The 16865-nt window shown below is 65.1% G+C and carries 13 protein-coding genes; 2 read left to right on the forward strand and 11 right to left on the reverse strand.

Going from position 1 to position 16865, the window contains the following annotated elements:
- Positions 1-34 precede the first annotated feature (34 nt).
- The 10 genes from murG to DMP07_RS08490 all read right to left on the reverse strand — a co-directional run bounded on the left by murG (position 35) and on the right by DMP07_RS08490 (position 11617).
- The gene (murG, locus tag DMP07_RS08445; protein ID WP_123198705.1) at positions 35-1135 is read right to left on the reverse strand and encodes an undecaprenyldiphospho-muramoylpentapeptide beta-N-acetylglucosaminyltransferase; all 1101 of its coding nucleotides are present in this window, start codon (positions 1133-1135) and stop codon (positions 35-37) included.
- On the reverse strand, positions 1132-2622 hold the full coding sequence (locus tag DMP07_RS08450; RefSeq protein ID WP_244594960.1) for an FtsW/RodA/SpoVE family cell cycle protein: 1491 nt from the start codon (positions 2620-2622) through the stop codon (positions 1132-1134). The genes murG and DMP07_RS08450 overlap by 4 nt, the downstream gene beginning before the upstream one ends.
- 6 nt (positions 2623-2628) lie before the next feature.
- The gene (murD, locus tag DMP07_RS08455) at positions 2629-4089 is read right to left on the reverse strand and encodes a UDP-N-acetylmuramoyl-L-alanine--D-glutamate ligase (RefSeq protein ID WP_123198706.1); all 1461 of its coding nucleotides are present in this window, start codon (positions 4087-4089) and stop codon (positions 2629-2631) included.
- A gap of 92 nt (positions 4090-4181) precedes the next feature.
- Positions 4182-5240 (reverse strand): phospho-N-acetylmuramoyl-pentapeptide-transferase, encoded by a 1059-nt coding sequence (gene mraY / locus DMP07_RS08460; protein WP_123198707.1) that lies wholly within the window; start codon positions 5238-5240, stop codon positions 4182-4184.
- Positions 5240-6694 carry a UDP-N-acetylmuramoyl-tripeptide--D-alanyl-D-alanine ligase gene (locus DMP07_RS08465; protein WP_123198708.1) on the reverse strand — a complete coding sequence of 485 codons (1455 nt, stop codon included), beginning with the start codon at positions 6692-6694 and terminating at the stop codon, positions 5240-5242. Before DMP07_RS08465 ends, mraY begins: the two co-directional genes overlap by 1 nt.
- Before the next feature lie 39 nt (positions 6695-6733).
- On the reverse strand, positions 6734-8368 hold the full coding sequence (locus DMP07_RS08470) for a peptidoglycan D,D-transpeptidase FtsI family protein (protein WP_244594961.1): 1635 nt from the start codon (positions 8366-8368) through the stop codon (positions 6734-6736).
- 72 nt (positions 8369-8440) lie between these two features.
- Positions 8441-8776 carry a cell division protein FtsL gene (locus tag DMP07_RS08475; protein ID WP_244594962.1) on the reverse strand — a complete coding sequence of 112 codons (336 nt, stop codon included), beginning with the start codon at positions 8774-8776 and terminating at the stop codon, positions 8441-8443.
- A gap of 206 nt (positions 8777-8982) precedes the next feature.
- Positions 8983-9942: a 16S rRNA (cytosine(1402)-N(4))-methyltransferase RsmH gene (rsmH, locus tag DMP07_RS08480; protein WP_123198717.1), complete on the reverse strand. Its 960-nt coding sequence runs from the start codon at positions 9940-9942 to the stop codon at positions 8983-8985.
- A 20-nt stretch (positions 9943-9962) separates the two neighbouring features.
- Entirely contained in the window at positions 9963-10403 is a 441-nt protein-coding gene (locus DMP07_RS08485; RefSeq protein WP_425303990.1) for a division/cell wall cluster transcriptional repressor MraZ, read from the reverse strand.
- 251 nt (positions 10404-10654) lie between these two features.
- Complete coding sequence (locus DMP07_RS08490; RefSeq protein ID WP_244594963.1) at positions 10655-11617, reverse strand: tyrosine recombinase; 963 nt, start codon at positions 11615-11617, stop codon at positions 10655-10657.
- Between the two features lie 238 nt (positions 11618-11855).
- On the opposite strand from DMP07_RS08490, the gene DMP07_RS08495 reads away from it, so the two are divergent.
- A complete protein-coding gene (locus tag DMP07_RS08495) occupies positions 11856-13337 on the forward strand; it encodes a DUF1846 domain-containing protein (RefSeq protein WP_123198712.1) in 1482 nt (493 codons plus the stop codon).
- 346 nt (positions 13338-13683) lie between these two features.
- Here DMP07_RS08495 and DMP07_RS08500 read toward each other — a convergent pair whose 3' ends face one another.
- A complete protein-coding gene (locus DMP07_RS08500) occupies positions 13684-14547 on the reverse strand; it encodes an NAD(+)/NADH kinase (RefSeq protein WP_123198713.1) in 864 nt (287 codons plus the stop codon).
- 84 nt (positions 14548-14631) lie between these two features.
- Here DMP07_RS08500 and murJ point away from each other — a divergent pair, with 84 nt between their 5' ends.
- Positions 14632-16701 (forward strand): murein biosynthesis integral membrane protein MurJ, encoded by a 2070-nt coding sequence (gene murJ / locus DMP07_RS08505; RefSeq protein WP_123198714.1) that lies wholly within the window; start codon positions 14632-14634, stop codon positions 16699-16701.
- Positions 16702-16865 lie beyond the last annotated feature (164 nt).

Below are 16865 nucleotides of genomic sequence, written 5' to 3' on the forward strand. Positions count from 1 at the left end.
CTCGAGAATATTTCGAACAAGCATTGTAGTCGGTTTATCGCGCATCCGCGATGCGGCACACAACATCCGCCAAGTTGGCCGCAGCATCCTGGGTCTTGAACCCGGCCGCCGCCTCGTGCATGCGCTCGCGCAGCTGCTCGTCGTCGACCAGCATGAACAGCTTCTCGGCGAACGCGGTGCCGTCGAGCTCGTCGTCGCGCTGCATGTACGCCGCGCCGCTCGCCACATAAGCCTCGGCGTTAGTGGTCTGGTGGTCTTCGGCCGCGAACGGGAACGGCACCAGCAAAGCGGGCAGGCCGATCGCCGATATCTCGGCGAGCGATGTGGCGCCCGCGCGCGAAATGGCGCAATCGGCCGCGGCGAGCGTTTCGGCCATGCGGTCCTGGTAGGCCATCACGGTCCAACGCTTCGCTTCGTCGGGCGTCAGGGCGAGCTCCTCTTTCACCGCGTCGAATTCCTTCGGTCCCGTGATATGCACCACATAGAGGTTCTCGCGGGCGAGCAGCTCTTCTTTGAGCGCGCCGACGGCCTTGTTGATGTGGCGCGCGCCCAGGCTTCCGCCGAACACGAGCAGCATCGTCGCGTCGTCGGGAATGCCGAGCATCTCCCTGCCCTGCTCGCGCGTGGCGCTGAGCACCGACGAGCGCACGGGATTGCCCGTCACCACGATCTTGGAGCGGTCGGCGATGTCTTTGCCCGCCGCCTCGTAGGTCAGCGCCACGGCCTGGGCGCGCTTGCCCAGGAACTTGTTCGCCATGCCCATGACCGAGTTCTGCTCGTGCATGGCCAAGGGAATGTCGAGCGAGGCCGCGGCAAGTCCCACGGGAATGCAGACGTAGCCGCCGAATCCCACCACCGCGTCGGGGCGCGCCTCGCGCATCCAACGCTTCGCCTTGCGCGCCGACGCCGCGATCTTGACCGTGGACGTGATCAGCGTCCACGGCTTCTGGCGGTCGAAGCCGGCCGCCTCGAACGGCACGAACTCGATTCCCGCCTGCGCGACCAGGCGCGCCTCGACGCCGGTCGGCGTGCCTGCGAAGCACACCTCGTGGCCGCGGGCACGCAGCTCCTCGGCGAGCGCGAGGGCGGGATTGATATGTCCGGCGGTTCCTCCGCCCGAAAGCACGACCTTCATCGCCTTCCCCTTTCGGAATCGAGAGCGCGCTGGCGCGCCCTTTCTCGACGAGATTGCCTGAGGGCGTCTTCGTCGCGAGACGATGCGCCCGGTGTTTTGCGCCGGCCCTCCGCGCGCGACGAAGGCGACGCGGAATCGGACCTGCGCGAACGGCGGCGCGCATCCGTTTCGCCCGTGCGCTCGCCGCGCGTGCGGACGCGCTCGGCGCGCCCCGATCCCGCCGCCTCGTCGCGGCCGGGATGCTCCACCCTGATGACGTTCAGGTCGTTGCGACGGCGCTCGTACGGTGTGAGCACGTTGGATCCTACCGACACCGACATGATCAGCCCCACGATGAACAGCGACGCCAGAACCGACGATCCGCCCGACGATATGAACGGCAGCGGCTTGCCCGTGGTGGGAAAGATTCCCGTGGCGCAGGCCATGTTCAAAAACGCCTGCCCCACGAGCATCACCGTGAGGCCGCCCGCCATCGCGGTGCCGAAGGCGTCGGGCGCATGGTGCGCGATGCGCAGGCCCGCGAACAGCACCACGAGAAACAGCGCGATCACCGAAAGCGCGCCGATCAGGCCCAGCTCCTCCCCGATGACCGAGAAGATGAAGTCGGTCTCGGCCTCGGGCAGATAGAGGAACTTCTCGCGGGAATTGCCCAGGCCCACGCCGAACAGGCCTCCTTCGGCGAAGGCGTAGAACGACCTGATCATCTGATAGCCCGTGCCGTAGCCGCCGTAGCCGTCGTTCCATGGATCGAGCCACACGGAAATGCGGTCGGCGCGGTATCCCACCATGCCGCCCACGCCCACGACCACGATCACCAGGAACAATGGCACGATCCAGCGCAGCGGCACCTCGCCGACCCACATGACCGCGAACGCGCCCATCAAAATGACGATGGCCGAGCCCATGTCCGACTGCGTCACGTACAGAAAGCCCAGCGGGAGCACGACGAGCAGCGCTGCCGCGACGAGCGTATCGCGGCCGCTCTTCATTTCCTCGCGATAGCGGTGCAGAATGCCCGCCGCGGCCACCACGAGCGCGATCTTGGCGAACTCGGTGGGCTGGATGCTCATGCCGCCGATGAAGATCCAGCGCTTCGCGCCCAAGATCTCGGTGCCGACGATCGGCACGGCGAGCAGCATGAGCATGGCCGCGCCCCAGCCGATCCAAAACCACGGGCCGCCCTGCCACACGTGATAGGGAATGAACTTCGCCAAGGCGAACGCGATGACGCCGCCCACCACCACGAACAAGGCCTGCTTGCCCACGTAGGAGAACATGCCGTCGCCCTGCGAGATGGCTTCGATGGTCGATGCGGAAAACACCATGACCAAACCGATCAGCACCAGCAGGATGGTGGCGACCACCAAAAGGATGCGGGGCATCATGATGTCGGCCGGCACGCCGCGGGCGTCGGCCTGGCGGCGCGCCCTATCGCGCGCGGAGGATCCGGTTGTATCGTAAGAAGACGCCGTGCGGGCCACCCTCACCAGCCCCTAGCGCTTGCGCTGCGCGCGGAAGTCGACGAGCTGCTTGAACACGCGGCCGCGATGCTCGAACGAATCGAACTCGTCGAACGAGGCGCACGCGGGCGAAAGCACCACCGACTGGCCGGGACGGGCCATGGCGATGGCGGCGTCCAGGGCGTCTTCCATATGCTCGGCGCGCGCCACGTCGATGCCGGAATCGGCGAACGCCTTGGCGAAGCGCTCGCCGGCCGCGCCGAAGCACACCACGCCGCTGCAGACGGCGGACGCGTCGCGCACCAGGTCGTCGAGCTCGGTGCCCTTGTCATGGCCGCCCAGCAAGAAGATCGCGCTGCCGGGCGCGAAGGCAGAAAGCGCCTTGCAGGAGGCGTCGACGTTAGTGGCCTTGGAGTCGTTGAAAAACGCCACGCCCGCGATGTCGCCGCAGGGTTCGAGGCGATGCTCGAGCGGCATGAACGAACGCAGGCCGCGACGTACGTGCTCGGGCGCCACGCCCGCAGCCAAAGCCGCGCTCGCGGCGGCAAGCGCGTTGCTCGCGTTATGCGCGCCCTTGATGCGCAGGCTCGAAGCCGCCACCAGCTCGATCGTCTCGTCGCCGTATTCCACGCGCAGCATGCCGTCATGCAGCCAGGCCGCGTTGCGCGAACCACACGCCTCTTTCATGCTGCGATCGAGGCCGGCGGCGCATCCGATCGGAATGTAGTCGAAGCCGCGGGCCTCGTCGTTTTTGAATTCCTTGATGCACGCGCGCGTGACGTCGCACACCGCGTCGATCACGAGGGTTCCCTTCGAGACGGACAGGCGGCGATAGACGTTCTTTTTCGCCTCGGCGTAGGCGTCGAAGGTCATGTGCCAATACAGATGGTCGGGCGTGATGTTGAGCAGCACCGCCACCTCGGGCGCGAACAGGTCCATGGAAGCGAGCTGGAACGAGCTGACTTCGGCGACGAACACGTCGGCATCGTCGGCCGCCACCGCATCGATGCAGGTGTTGCCGATATTGCCCACGGCGGCGACGCTTTCGCCCGCCTCGCGCAGGACATGGGTGATGAGCGTGGTCGTGGTGGTCTTGCCGTTCGTGCCCGTGACCGCGATCCAGCGCGAATCGGCGCGGCTTTCGCGCCAGGCGAATTCGACCTCGCTGATCACGGCGGAGCTCGCCGCGTCGGCGTTTTCGTAGAAGCGCGAGAACTGCGAGATGCCCGGGCTCGCAATGCACAGGTCGTAGCGCTTCTCGAACGTGTAGCGGTCGAAATGCACCTTCGCGCCTCGGCGCTCGCACTCGCGCGCGAAGGCGCGGGCGTCGTCGTTGGGCTCGCCCGCGGCGATGGTGAGGCTGTTCACGCGCGACCCCAGAAGGTCGAGGCAATAGCGCGCCACCGCCTTGCCGCTTTTGCCGAGGCCCAGGACAAGCACGTCTCCGAGCATTGCGGCGGCCGCCTTGCGGCCCTCGATGCATCCGTTATCCATGACGATCCCCTCTCATCGACGTTTTCCCTTATAAACACGCATCGCCGCGTCGAAGCGGCGATGCCTTCATCGTTCGGCGACGGACCGAAGCCCTAGCCCGCCATCACGATGGGCTGGATGAACCACAAAACGAAGCCGAACGCGGCCAGAACGCCCGACACGATCCAGAAGCGGATGACCACCTTCGTCTCGCTCCATCCCTTCTTCTCGAAGTGATGGTGCAGCGGCGCCATAAGGAAGAGCCTTTTCTTCGTGCGCTTGAAATACAGCACCTGCAGCATGACCGAAAGCGCCTCGGCGACGAACAGGCCGCCGATGATGATCGAATAGACCTCGGTCTTGGTGAGCATGGCCACGCAGCCCAAGGCCGCGCCGAGCGCGAGCGAGCCCGTGTCGCCCATGAAGATGTCGGCGGGATAGGCGTTGAACCACAGGAATCCGACGCAAGCGCCCGCGATGGTGGCCGAAAGCACGGCGATCGGCAGCATGTCCAGGCGATACGAAATGGCCGCCATGACCACCATGACCACCATGACCGTGCCCGCGGCAAGGCCGTCCAGGCCGTCGGTCAGATTGACGGCGTTGCTCAGGCCGCCCAGCAAGATCAGGCTGAACGCCAGATAGAGCCACGGGATCTGGAAGCCGTCCTCGATGAAGCCGCACGGGATGGTGGTGGTGAGCACGCCCAGATCGATCGGCGGGAGGAAGGGAATATGCACGATCGGCTCGATGCCCATGAAGTTCACGACCACCAGGGTGAACACCGCAAACGTGGAGAACTGGCCGATCAGCTTGCCCTTCGGCGTCAGGCCGAGCGAGCGCTCGTGGATCACCTTCGAGGCGTCGTCGAACAGGCCCAGGGCGCCGATCGCGAGCGTGGCGACGAGCGCCGCGATGAATTCGGGCGACGGCTCGGCCACCAGAAGGGCGGTCAGCACGATCGCGACGATCATGATGACGCCGCCCATGGTGGGCGTGCCCTGCTTCACCAGGTGGCTCTGCGGTCCGTCGGCGCGCACCTGCTGGCCGATATGCGTGCGCGTGAGAAGCTTGATCCACGCGGGCATGAGCACCATGGTGATCGCAGCCGCCGCCGCGAAGCCCAAAAAGACGAGGAACGTGGGGTAAGACGAGAAGACACTGCTCAGCATTAGGCGATTATCCCTTCGACGACGCGGTCGAGACGCATGAAGTGCGATGCTTTCACCAGCACGACATCCGACGAATCGATTCTTCCTTCCAAAGCGCGCACGGCCGCATCGGCGTCGGCGACGCGCACGATGCGCCCTTCGGCCATGCCGGCCGCATAGGCGCCTGCGGCGATATCAGCCGCGGCCTCGCCCACGCAGACGAGCAGGCCGACGCCCGCCTCAGCCGCCGCGCGGCCGGTTTCCCGGTGGCCCTCGACGCTCGCCGCGCCGAGCTCGCCCATGTCGCCGAGCACGGCGATCTTGCAGCCGGAGGCCTTGTAGCTTTCCAGCATGGAAAGCGACGCCTTCATGGACGCGGGGCTCGCGTTGTAGGCGTCGTCGAACACCACGGCGCCGCAGGCCGCGCGCTTGACTTCCTGACGGCCCGCCTCGGGGACGGCCTCGCCGAGGGCGCGCGCCACGCCGGCCAGGCCGATGCCGCACGCCAGGCCGATGCCCGCCGCGCCGCAGGCGTTGGACACGTTATGGACGCCGCGCAGGCCGAGCGAGCACGAAACGCGCTCGACCTCGGCGCCGAGCGCGTCGAAGCCGCGGGCGCACAGCGTGAAGCTCGGACGGCCTTCGTCGTCGACCGAAACGCCTTCGGCCCAGACGGCGCAGCCTTCGCCCGCAGGCTCTCCCGCGGCGCTGAAATCGGCTTCGTTCAGCACGCCTTCGGCCAGGCGGCCGCAGGAACGCAGAAACGGCGTCATGTCGTCGGCCGCGTTCACGAACGCGAACGAGCCGGGCTCGAGCGCGTCGAAGAGCTCGGCTTTGGCGCGGGCGATGTTCTCGCGCGAGCCGAGGCGCTCCAGATGCGACACGCCGACGTTGTTGACCAGGCCCATGTCGGGCTTGGCGAACGAGCAGATATGGGCGATCTGGCCCAGGTCGTCCATGCCCATCTCCACGACGAGCATCTCGCAATCGGCGTCGGCCGAAAGCACCGTGTAGGGCGCGCCGAGCTCGTTGTTGAAATTGCCCTTGGTGGCAACGGTCTTGAAGCGCGAGGAAAGCACCTGGCGCGTAAGGCTTTTCACCGTGGTCTTGCCCACCGAACCGGTGATGCCGATGACGGTGGCGCCGAGCATAGAGCGCCACGCGGCGGCCAGCGCCGTGATAGCGGCTTCGACGTCTTCCACCTCGACGATGCCCGCGCCGTGCGCGCGTGCGGCCTCGAGGGCTGCGGCGTCGGGTTCGCGCCCCGCCAGCACCAGCATGGCGCCTGCTTCGACGGCCGACGCGATGAAATCGTTGCCGTCGACGCGCTCGCCCGGAAGGGCCGCGTAGAGGCAATCCTGCCACGCCGTGCGCGAGTCCCAGGTGAGGCCCACCAGGTCGCGCCCGGCATCTGCGGGGGCGAGCGCCAAACGCCCGCCCGTGATATCGAGAATGCGGTTCGTGTCCAGTTTCATGTTTAATGCTTTCTGACGTGAACGCCCGCGCACGGGCGGCTAGTCGCTTTGAACCACGCGGTAGCGGCTTATGGCTTCGGTCATTATATCCTTAAACACTTCGGTGGTATTTCGCTCGTAGGGAACCTCGTTCACACCCACAAAACACACGAGCGGGGTCGAAGCGTTCGGAAGCACGCCGACAAAATCGAGGTTGTAGGAGTGCTTGGCGTACTGGCCGGTGTCTTCGTCCACATACTCCGCCGTGCCCGTCTTGCCCGCCACGACGTAGCCTTCGATGGCGGCTCCGCGGCCCGTGCCCTCTTCGACGACCGTTTCGAGCATGCTGACCATAGGCGCGATGGCCGCCTTGTTCTCGATGATCGTCTCGGTCTCGTACGTCATGACCTCGCCCGTCTGCGGCTTGGAGAGCAGAAGGTGCGGGGTCACGGCCACGCCGTCGTTGATGAGCGCGCCGTAGAAACGCGTCATCTGCAAAGGCGTGGTGGCGATGCCCTGGCCGAACGTGACGTTGTACTTGAGGATCTGCGGCCACGTTTCCACGTTGGGCGCCAGATATCCGCCCGCCTCGCCCGGGTAGTCGACGCCCGTGGCGCCCTTGAGCCCGTAAGCGACGATCTTGTCGTACAACGGCCCGAAGCCCAGGTGGTCTTCGACGAGCAGCGAAATGCCGACGTTGGACGAGTCCTGCATCACGTAGCGCGCCGTCATGGTCATGTCGCCGCGCTCGTGGGCGTCGCTGATCACGTATTCGTCGGCCGCAAGGCCCGCAGGCGCGAACACCGTGGTATCGGGCGTGACCGCGCCGGCTTCGAGCAGCGCCGTCATGGAGACGGTCTTGAAAATCGATCCGGGCTCGTAGCCTTGCGTGACCGGCTTGAGCGAGTCGGAGCCCACCTCGGATTCCGAAGGCGCGGCCGGGTCGAAATACGGCGTGGACGCGATCGCCAGCAGGTCGCCCGTCGAGGCGTCCATGAGCACCGCGCCGCCGTCGTCGCCGCCGATCTGCTCGACGCCTTCGGCAAGGCGCTTCTCCAGATAGCTCTGCATGTCGATGTCGATGGAGATCACGATGTCCTGGCCGTCTTTGGCGGGTTCGTCGACCTCGGTGCCGCCGGGAATGGGAATGCCCTTGCCGCCGCGCTGCTCGACCAGCCTGCCGGGCGTGCCTTTGAGGATGTCGTCGTAATACAGCTCGAGGCCCGACACGCCCTGGCCGTCGACGTTGACGAAGCCGAGGACCTGGCCCGCCACCTTGCCGTACGGATATACGCGCTTGGTGTCGGCGATGAAATAGACGCCTGAAAGGCCCTTTTCGCGCAAGGCGTCGGCCACGTCGACGTCGGCTTTGCGCATGAGATAGACGAACGTGGTGTCCTGGTCGAGCAGGTCGCGGTAATCGGAAGCCTCGCCGCCGAGCACATCGGCGATCGCGTTGGCCGTCGAGGCCCTGTCGACGACCTCTTTGGGATTCGCATAGACCGTCGTCGCATCGACGCTCGTGGCCAGCACGTTTCCGTTGCGGTCATAGATGGTTCCGCGGCGCGGCGAGATGTCGGCGCTCACCGTGCGCGACGCGGCCGCGGCGCTGCTCAGCTCGTCGGCCTTGATGACCTGCAGATACACAAGACGGCCCACCCATATCAGGGCGATGGCGAGAAACGATATCAGCATAAAAGACAGACGGCTCGAAGGCGAGCCGTCGGAAACGCTGCGTGGATTCGAAGGTCTGCGTTCGCTCATCGATTATCCTTGATTCGCAATGGCGGCGATGCTTGCGGACAGCGAGAGGTTGCCCTGCGCGTCCGTCGCCACGATGTCGGGGGCGAGCACGACCGCCTCGGTGCTCAGCGGGGGCGCCATGCCCAGGCTCGCCGCCTCGACGCGGATGTGGGTCGAGTTGGAAAGACGGCTCTGCTGCACCTCGAGGTCGCTGCCGTACGACCGGGCGTTTTCGATCTTGGCGCTCAGGTCGTCGGCCGCGATCGAGCTCGTCACGCTCGCGGCGGTCAGACCCACGCGTATACAGCACAACGTCGCGATCACCAAAGCGGCCGCGACGATGACTTTCGCTATTCCCATGACCGATGAAGGAAGCGTCACCACATCGGAGTTTTCCCGCCGACCGGGTATAACCTCGAAGTCGGCGCCCGAACGATCGGGCACGGCCGGCGCAGAGCTACCGTATAGGTATCCCGACCGGGAGGCACGGTATGCATTCGTGCGACTCACACCGGCCCCCTTTCTTCAGATGCAACGCTCTTCGGTCGGCTTGCTCTACTCGCGTATCAACGTATCTTCTCCGCGACGCGCAGCTTGGCGCTGCGGGCGCGCGGGTTGCGCTCGATTTCTTCCGGCGTGGGAAGGATCGGCTTGCGCGTGACGATCTTCAATGCCGGGTTCGCCCCGCACGCGCATACGGGAAGCCCCGGAGGGCAGGTACAGGTTCGCGCATAGTCGGCGAACACTTCCTTGACCACCCTGTCTTCGAGGGAATGGTAGCTGATCACCAGGATGCGGCCCTTCGGGTTCAGCCATCGCACCGCCGCCTCCAAGCCGCTGCGCAGAACCGAAAGCTCGGAGTTCACTTCGATGCGCAATGCCTGAAACGTCCTTTTGGCGGGATGGCCGCCCGCACGACGCGCCGATGCGGGAATGGCGGCCTTGATGATCTCGACGAGCTGCCCGCTCGTCTCGATGGGCTCGCGCTCGCGCGCCGCGACGATGAACTGCGCGATGCGGCTGGCCCATTTCTCATCGGAATAATCACGGATGATCCGAGCGAGCTCTGCTGCATCGAGGGTATTGACGAGCTCTGCTGCGGTTGTGGTCTGGTTGCCCGGATCCATCCTCATGTCCAAGGGGGCGTCCTCTTTGAACGAGAACCCCCGCGACGGAAAATCGAGCTGCGGCGAAGAAACTCCCAGGTCGAACAGAATGGCGTCGATGCCCGGCACCTCTGCTTCCAGCAGAAGCTCGTCGAGGTTTCCGAAGTTGCCGCGCAAAAGCTCGATCTGCGGCAGGTCGTCCGAGCCGAGCGCCTTCAGGCGAGCGCCCGCAGCGGTCAGCGCCATGTCGTCTTGGTCGATGCCTATCAAAAGACCCTGGGAACCGAGACGCTGCGCCACTTCGGAGGAATGGCCCGCGCCGCCGAGCGTCGCATCCACGAACGTGTGCTGCGGCTTGAGACGCGCCTGCTCGAGGCATTCGTCGAGCAGAACGGGAATATGCCGGTATTCGCCTGTCATCTTTTCCACGTGCGGACTCCTTACGAGAACAGCAATTCGTCGAGATCTACGCTGCTCTGGAATTCATCCCAACGCGCGGCATCCCAGATCTCAAAATGGTCGGTGTTGCCCACCAGAACCGCTTCTTTTTCCAACCCCACCATCTCGCGCTGCTTCGCCGACACGTTGATGCGTCCCGCAGCGTCCATCGCGTTGGGCATGGCGCTGGCGTTAAGCTTGGTGCGCAGCATGACGTGCTTGCGATCGCCCGGGTTGTAGCCGCCCTTCTTCTCGAACAGGGCGTCCACCCATGCTTCGTAGTTATCCACGGTGTAGACGGAAAGGAAGCCGTTCTTGGAATCGGGAACGACCACCAACTGGGTGTCTTCGGTCAAGGTCTTTCGAAACGCGGCAGGAAGGGAAAGGCGGCCTTTGGCATCGATCTTATGACGGTATTCACCGAATAGACCGGCCACGCTCATCCCCCTTTTTGCATTGCGACACCCCAACCAATGCCCGCCATTTTATCCCACTTCCTCCCACCTCGCAATAAATTCACCCACCGCAAGGCGTTTCTCCCCCCACTTTCCAACTCAGGAAGGCGCGAGGTCGCTCCCGTCGGCGACGCCCGGACGAAAAGACCCCCTGATAGGGCAAGATATCGGCGCATAGAAAAAGACGGCACTCCATCCGGCGCCGCCTTGAACGCGAATCGCGTGGAGGAAATGTGGGGTCAGACCGATGCGCGGGCGCGCGGATGGGCGGCCAGGTATTCCTCGCGCACATGAAGCGCGCTCACGTGCACGTAGACCTGCGTGGTGGAGATGTCGGCATGCCCGAGCATTTCCTGGATCGTGCGTAGGTCGGCTCCGCCCTCGAGCATGTGCGTGGCGAAGGTGTGGCGCAGGGTGTGGGGATGCAGCCCCGCCAGGCCCGCGGCGGCGCCCGATTTCTCCACCACCCCGTAGACGCCCTGACGCGTCAGGCGCCGCCCGCGCGCGTTGAGGAACAGCGCCGACGAAGGCGATGCGGCCTTGGCGGCAAGCTTCGGACGCGCCGATTCGAGATAGCCCGCCAAAGCGCGGGCCGCGATGCCGCCGAAAGGAACCATGCGCACGACGCTGCCCTTGCCCACGACGCGCACGAAGCCTTCGTCGAAGAAGACGTCGGGCACGTCCATGCCCGCAAGCTCGCTCACGCGCAGGCCGCAGCCGTAGAGCACCTCCATGATCGCGCGGTCGCGGGCGCCCAGCTCGTCGGCGCGGTATTCGCGATCGAGCAGCGTCGCGGCCTGCTCGACCGAAAGCACGTCGGGAAGGCGGCGCGGCACGTCGGGCAGATCGACATCGGCCGCCGCGTCGCGCGCGACGAGCCCTTCGCGCGCGAGGAAACGATGCATGCCCCTGACCGCCGCCATGCGCCGCTCCCTGCTGGCGGGAGCATAGCCGCGCTCGGCGAGGTCCCGGGCGTAGGCGGCCGCATCCGATCGCGTCGCGCCCGCCGCGTCGCGCCCGCGCTCGAGGGAAAGAAACGACGCGTAGTCATCCAAATCGGACGCGTACGATTCCACGGTCGCGGGCGATGAGCCGCGCTCGACGGAGAGGTAGGCAAGGTATTCCTTCGCAAGCGCGCGCGACGCCTCGAAGGCCGCGTCGCCTTCGAGCGCCGCGCGGCGCAGCACGATTTTGTCCGACACGAGCCTCTCCCCTTTCCGAATCCATGCGGCCGTCCCGCCCGATTCTACCGCACGGCCCGCGCGGCGCCGCGCATGCGCGGCGCGAGGCATATACGATCGCAAGCCGCATCCGGCCAATTCATGCAACGGAAACGCCCGCGACACAGAGTCGAAACACCCTGATATATAATTCATCTGTTCGACATCGATTCTCTCGGCGGCGTGCACCGCCCTCACCCAGAAAGGGGTTCGCGATCTCATGCGCATCGGATTCGACAACGATAAATACATCGCACTGCAGGCAGAGCATATCCGCAACCGCATCGACCAGTTCGAAGGCAAGCTGTATCTCGAATTCGGCGGAAAGCTCTTCGACGACCACCATGCCGCCCGCGTGCTTCCCGGATTCGAGCCCGACTCCAAGATCCGCATGCTGCAAAGCCTCGTCGACGACGTCGAGATCATCATCACCATCAACGCCAACGACATCGAGAAGAACAAGGTGCGCGGCGATCTGGGCATCACCTACGACGAAGACTCCCTGCGCCTGATGGACATCTTCCGCGGCATGGGCTTTCTCGTGGGCGGCGTGGTGATCACGCATTACGCAAGCCAGCCTGCCGCCGACATGTTCCGCAGGCGTCTGCAGTCCCTCGGCATCGCGTGCTATCTGCACTACCCCATCGCGGGCTACCCCTACGACATCAATCACATCGTCAGCGACGAGGGCTACGGCAAAAACGAATACATCGAAACCACCCGCCCGCTCGTCGTGGTGACGGCCCCCGGCCCCGGCTCCGGCAAGATGGCAACCTGCCTTTCGCAGCTCTATCACGAGCACAAGCGCGGCGTGACCGCGGGCTACGCGAAATACGAGACGTTCCCCGTGTGGAACCTGCCGCTCGCGCATCCGGTGAACCTCGCCTACGAGGCAGCCACCGTCGATCTGGACGACTCCAATATCATCGACCCGTTCCACCTGGAGGCCTACGGCGTCTCGACCGTCAACTACAACCGCGACGTGGAAATCTTCCCCGTGCTCAAGGCCATGATGGAGCGCATCTCCGGCTCGAGCCCGTACCAGTCGCCCACCGATATGGGCGTGAACATGGCGGGGCTCGCCATCACCGACGACGACGTGGTGCGCGACGCTGCGAAGATGGAGATCGTGCGCCGCTATTTCCAGACCGCCGTCGATGTGAAACGCACCGGCGTGGGCCAGAAGAGCATCGAGAAGCTTGAGATGCTCATGAACCAGGCGGGCGTCACGTCGAGCTTCTCACCCGCCCGCAGCGCCGCCCTTCTGAAGGAGGAAACGACCGGCGCGCCCGCAGGCGCCATGGTGCTTCCCGACGGCCGCGTGATCACGGGCAAGACGTCCGATCTGCTGGGCGCGGCGTCTTCGCTGCTCATGAATGCGCTCAAGGCGGTCGCGGGCGTCGACGACGACCTGCTCATCATCAGCAACGAGGCGATCGAGCCGATCTGCCGCCTGAAGACCGAGCAGCTGGCCAGCAAGAACCCGCGCCTGCATTCCGACGAGACGCTCATCGCGCTTTCGATCAGCTCGGCCACCAACCCAGTGGCGGCGCAGACCATCGCGCACGTCGACGACCTGCGCGGATGCGACGCGTTCTTCTCGGTCATCATTTCCGCGACCGACGAGAGCCTCTATCGCAAGCTCGGCATCAACGTCTGCTGCGAGCCTAAATACGAGCAGCACTCCTTCTATCACAAGTAAGCCGCTCCAAGCGCAAGCATCGCGAGGCGTCGACGCAAGTCGGCGCCTTTTTCGTCCGCTGCGATGCGGAGCGCGGGCGGCGGAAAGCACCCGGGGGAAGCCGCCCGCCCGACACGAAAGCCGAGCGGGCACGATACGCCCGAAGGAATCGCCGACAGGCGCGGCAGAACCCGCCGGCGCAACCGAACGAGCGGGCGCTCCTGCGGAGCGGCGAAACCTGGAAGCTTCAGCTCGCAGCCCTCCCCCTCGTCGTGCCCCTTCGATACGCGAGGGAAAGAAAGCGAATGCGCGCAAAAAAACGGCCGAGGATAAACCTCGGCCGTTCGAAACGCTTTCGCGCGGAAATCTACATGCGACGCTCGTCGGAGAAGAACGTATTGGCGACCGCGCTGTAGAAGCCGTCGCTCTTATAGCGCAGCAGCACGGTGGGGTTGTTCGACTTGCGCACCAGCACGCGGTCGATAGGCTCGTCGAGCGAAATGAACTCGCCGTCCACGAAGTAGCTCGCCTCGCGGCTTTCGGGATTGCGGGACAGGTCGATTTCGACGATATCGCTCGGATCGGTGACGATCGAGCGGGACAGCAACGTGTGCGGCGCCAGGGGAACCACCACGAGGCCCTTGAAATCGGGCGCGACCAGCGGGCCGCCCGCAGACAGGGCATAGGCCGTGGAACCGGTGGCCGAAGAGACCACCAGGCCGTCGCCGCGCATGTCGACGAGGTGGTTGCCGGAGATTTCGATGCCGAAATCGATGATGCGGCCCAATGCGCCGCGCGTGACCGAGAACTCGTTGAGCGCGAAGCGGCTCGCGACCACCTCGCCGTTGGAGATGAGGTCGATATGCAGGCTGGCGCGCTCTTCGCGCACGACGTCGCCCGCCAGGGCGGCGGCCACGATGGCCACGACGCCGTCTTCCGAAGAATTCACCAAAAAGCCCAGGTGACCGAAGTTGATGCCCAGGATAGGCACGCGCGATTTGCCGACCAGGCGGGCGGTACGCAGCATGGTGCCGTCGCCGCCGAGGGAAACCACCATGTCGAAGGAGGACGCGTCGACATGCGCGCAGGTGTCTTTGACCGATTCGATCGACAGCGGCGTCGAATCGAGCTCCTGATGCGCAACCCCCTGAGAGTCGAGGTAGGCGGCCAGAAGCATGGATGCATCGAGGGCGGCCGCGTTGGAATTATTGCGGATAATCAGGATGTTCATTCTGCCTCGTTTCAAACGTTGCCCGCGGACTATATGATGAGTTGACAATAGCCTTTGTATTATACCCAAACTCGAAAGCGTAGTATGAGCGCCAGGCAGATTTCCACACCCGAAGACGAATCGTCTTCGCAGAATACGGCCGCCAGCGTCGGAGGCTCGGCGGCTCTCATCAGCTTCTTCGTCATCATATCCCGCATCACGGGCTTCATGCGCACCTGGGCCATGGCGTTCGCGCTCGGCTCCACCATGTTGGCGAGCTCCTACCAGATCGCCAACAACCTTCCCAACATGCTCTACGAGCTGGTCATGGGCGGCATGCTCGTCACGGCGTTTTTGCCCGTGTACCTGTCGGTGAAAAACCGCTTGGGCGAGCGCGGCGGCAACGAATACGCCAGCAACATCATGAGCATCGCGTTCATCGCGCTGGGCCTGGTGGCCCTGCTGTGCACGATATTCGCGCCCGCGCTCGTGTTCACGCAAAGCTTCATGAGCGATCAGGGCGGCATGGAAGACGCCGTGTTCTTCTTCAGGTTCTTCGCCATCCAGATCGTGTTCTACGGCCTTTCGTCGATCGTCAGCGGCCTGCTCAACGCCTCGCGCGACTACCTATGGAGCAGCGCGGCGCCGATTTTCAACAACATCATCGTCACGGCCACGTTCGTGCTCTACGCTTTCGTGGCGCCGCACGATCCGGACATGGCGAAGTTCATCATCGCCGTGGGCAATCCGCTGGGCGTGTTCATCCAGATGGCCATCCAGCTTCCCGCCCTCAAGCGCAACGGCATCAAGCTGCGCCTGCACGTCGACCTGCGCGACCCTGCGCTCAAAGAAACGCTTGCCATCGGCGTGCCCGCGATTTTGGTCATGTGCGCGGGCCTCGTGGTGGTGTCGGTGCAAAACGCGGCATCCTACGCCACGGCCGACAACGGCCCCTCGATCATCGCTTACGCGCGCCTGTGGTTCACCCTCCCCTACGCCTTTCTCACGGTGCCCATCACCACGGCCATGTTCACCGAGATTTCCGAAATGCATGCCAAAGGCGACATGAAGGCGTTCAAGAAGGGCGTGGCGTCGGGAACCAGCCAGATCCTGTTCTTCATGCTTCCCTTCGCCATGTACCTGGTCGTGTTCGCCGAGCCGCTGGTCACGCTGTACCACATCGGCGCGTTCACGGAAGAAAATATTTCCCAGATCGCGCTCTACCTGGGCGCTCTGGCCGTGTCGCTGCCCTTCTACGGCGTGAACACCTACCTGCAGAAGGCGTTTTCGGCCATGCGCCTCATGGGAGCGTACTCGATCATGATGGCGGCCTCGGTGGCCTTGCAGATCGCATTCATCGCCGTGTTCGCCACCCCGTTCGGCGGCCCGCTCAACTTCGGCATGCCGGCCATCGCGCTGAGCGAAACGGTGTTCTACGTGGTGCTCGACATCGTCTGCTTCGTGTATCTGCGCCGCAAGATCGGCCGCCTGGGCCTGAAGGGCATGGCCGGTTCGTTCCTGCGCTCGCTTGCGCTGGGAGCGCTCGGAGCCGGCGCCGGCGCACTGGTCGTGTTCGCGCTCGACTCCACCGTGCTTCCGCTGAACGGGTCGATTCCCCACGCGCTGGGCTGCATCGTCTGCGGCGGCATCGTGGCCGTGGCCGTCACCTTCGGCATCGCCGTCAAGGCGGGCTTCGAAGAAGCGTCCATGCTGGTTTCGATCGTTTCGAAGGTCGCGGGCAAACTCGGTCGCGGCAAACGCGGCGCCGCACAGGCCGACGCCGCCGACGAAACGGCCGAAGCGGCCGAGAAAGCCGCCGAAACGCAGGATGCGGCCGCGACGAACGCCGAAGGCGGCGCCGCTGCGAATGAAGCCGCCGAAGGCGCGCAGGGCACGTACGACGAACCCGCGATGCAAAGCGTGTCCGAGCCGCTGCGCGGACGCCATGCAGGAGACCTGGGCGCGCTGGCGGAATGCCCCGAACAGCCCATCGAAGACGCCATCGGGCTGCACAGCGCCCAAGCCGTGTTCGAACGCAAGGTCGACGGCGCGCGCCATGCGCCTTTGAGCGGACGCCATGCGCGCCGCGGCGCCAAGCGCTCAAGCACGGCAAACAAGCAAGGCCGCCACGTACGCCATGCCGACGACGGCGACGAAACGCCGAAAGACGAATAGATAGCCGTCGCGGGCCCACGACGAAGGCGGGCCCACGACGAAGGCGGGCCCACGACGAAGGCGGGCCCACGACGAAGGCGGGCCCACGACGAAGGCGGGCCCACGACGAAGGCGGGCCCACGACGAAGGCGGGCCCACGACGAAGGCGGGCCCACGACGAAGGC

Source organism: Slackia faecicanis (genome assembly GCF_003725295.1).
Taxonomy (GTDB): domain Bacteria; phylum Actinomycetota; class Coriobacteriia; order Coriobacteriales; family Eggerthellaceae; genus Slackia; species Slackia faecicanis.

Excerpts from the sequence above, each read along its gene's own strand:
- DMP07_RS08475 (WP_244594962.1), bottom strand. The coding sequence starts at position 8,776 with ATGGGAATAGCGAAAGTCATCGTCGCGGCCGCTTTGGTGATCGCGACG.
- rsmH (WP_123198717.1), bottom strand. The coding sequence starts at position 9,942 with ATGACAGGCGAATACCGGCATATTCCCGTTCTGCTCGACGAATGCCTC.
- murG (WP_123198705.1), bottom strand. The coding sequence starts at position 1,135 with ATGAAGGTCGTGCTTTCGGGCGGAGGAACCGCCGGACATATCAATCCC.
- murJ (WP_123198714.1), top strand. The coding sequence starts at position 14,632 with ATGAGCGCCAGGCAGATTTCCACACCCGAAGACGAATCGTCTTCGCAG.
- DMP07_RS08500 (WP_123198713.1), bottom strand. The coding sequence starts at position 14,547 with ATGAACATCCTGATTATCCGCAATAATTCCAACGCGGCCGCCCTCGAT.
- DMP07_RS08485 (WP_425303990.1), bottom strand. The coding sequence starts at position 10,403 with ATGAGCGTGGCCGGTCTATTCGGTGAATACCGTCATAAGATCGATGCC.
- DMP07_RS08470 (WP_244594961.1), bottom strand. The coding sequence starts at position 8,368 with ATGCTGATATCGTTTCTCGCCATCGCCCTGATATGGGTGGGCCGTCTT.
- murD (WP_123198706.1), bottom strand. The coding sequence starts at position 4,089 with ATGGATAACGGATGCATCGAGGGCCGCAAGGCGGCCGCCGCAATGCTC.
- DMP07_RS08465 (WP_123198708.1), bottom strand. The coding sequence starts at position 6,694 with ATGAAACTGGACACGAACCGCATTCTCGATATCACGGGCGGGCGTTTG.
- mraY (WP_123198707.1), bottom strand. The coding sequence starts at position 5,240 with ATGCTGAGCAGTGTCTTCTCGTCTTACCCCACGTTCCTCGTCTTTTTG.
- DMP07_RS08495 (WP_123198712.1), top strand. The coding sequence starts at position 11,856 with ATGCGCATCGGATTCGACAACGATAAATACATCGCACTGCAGGCAGAG.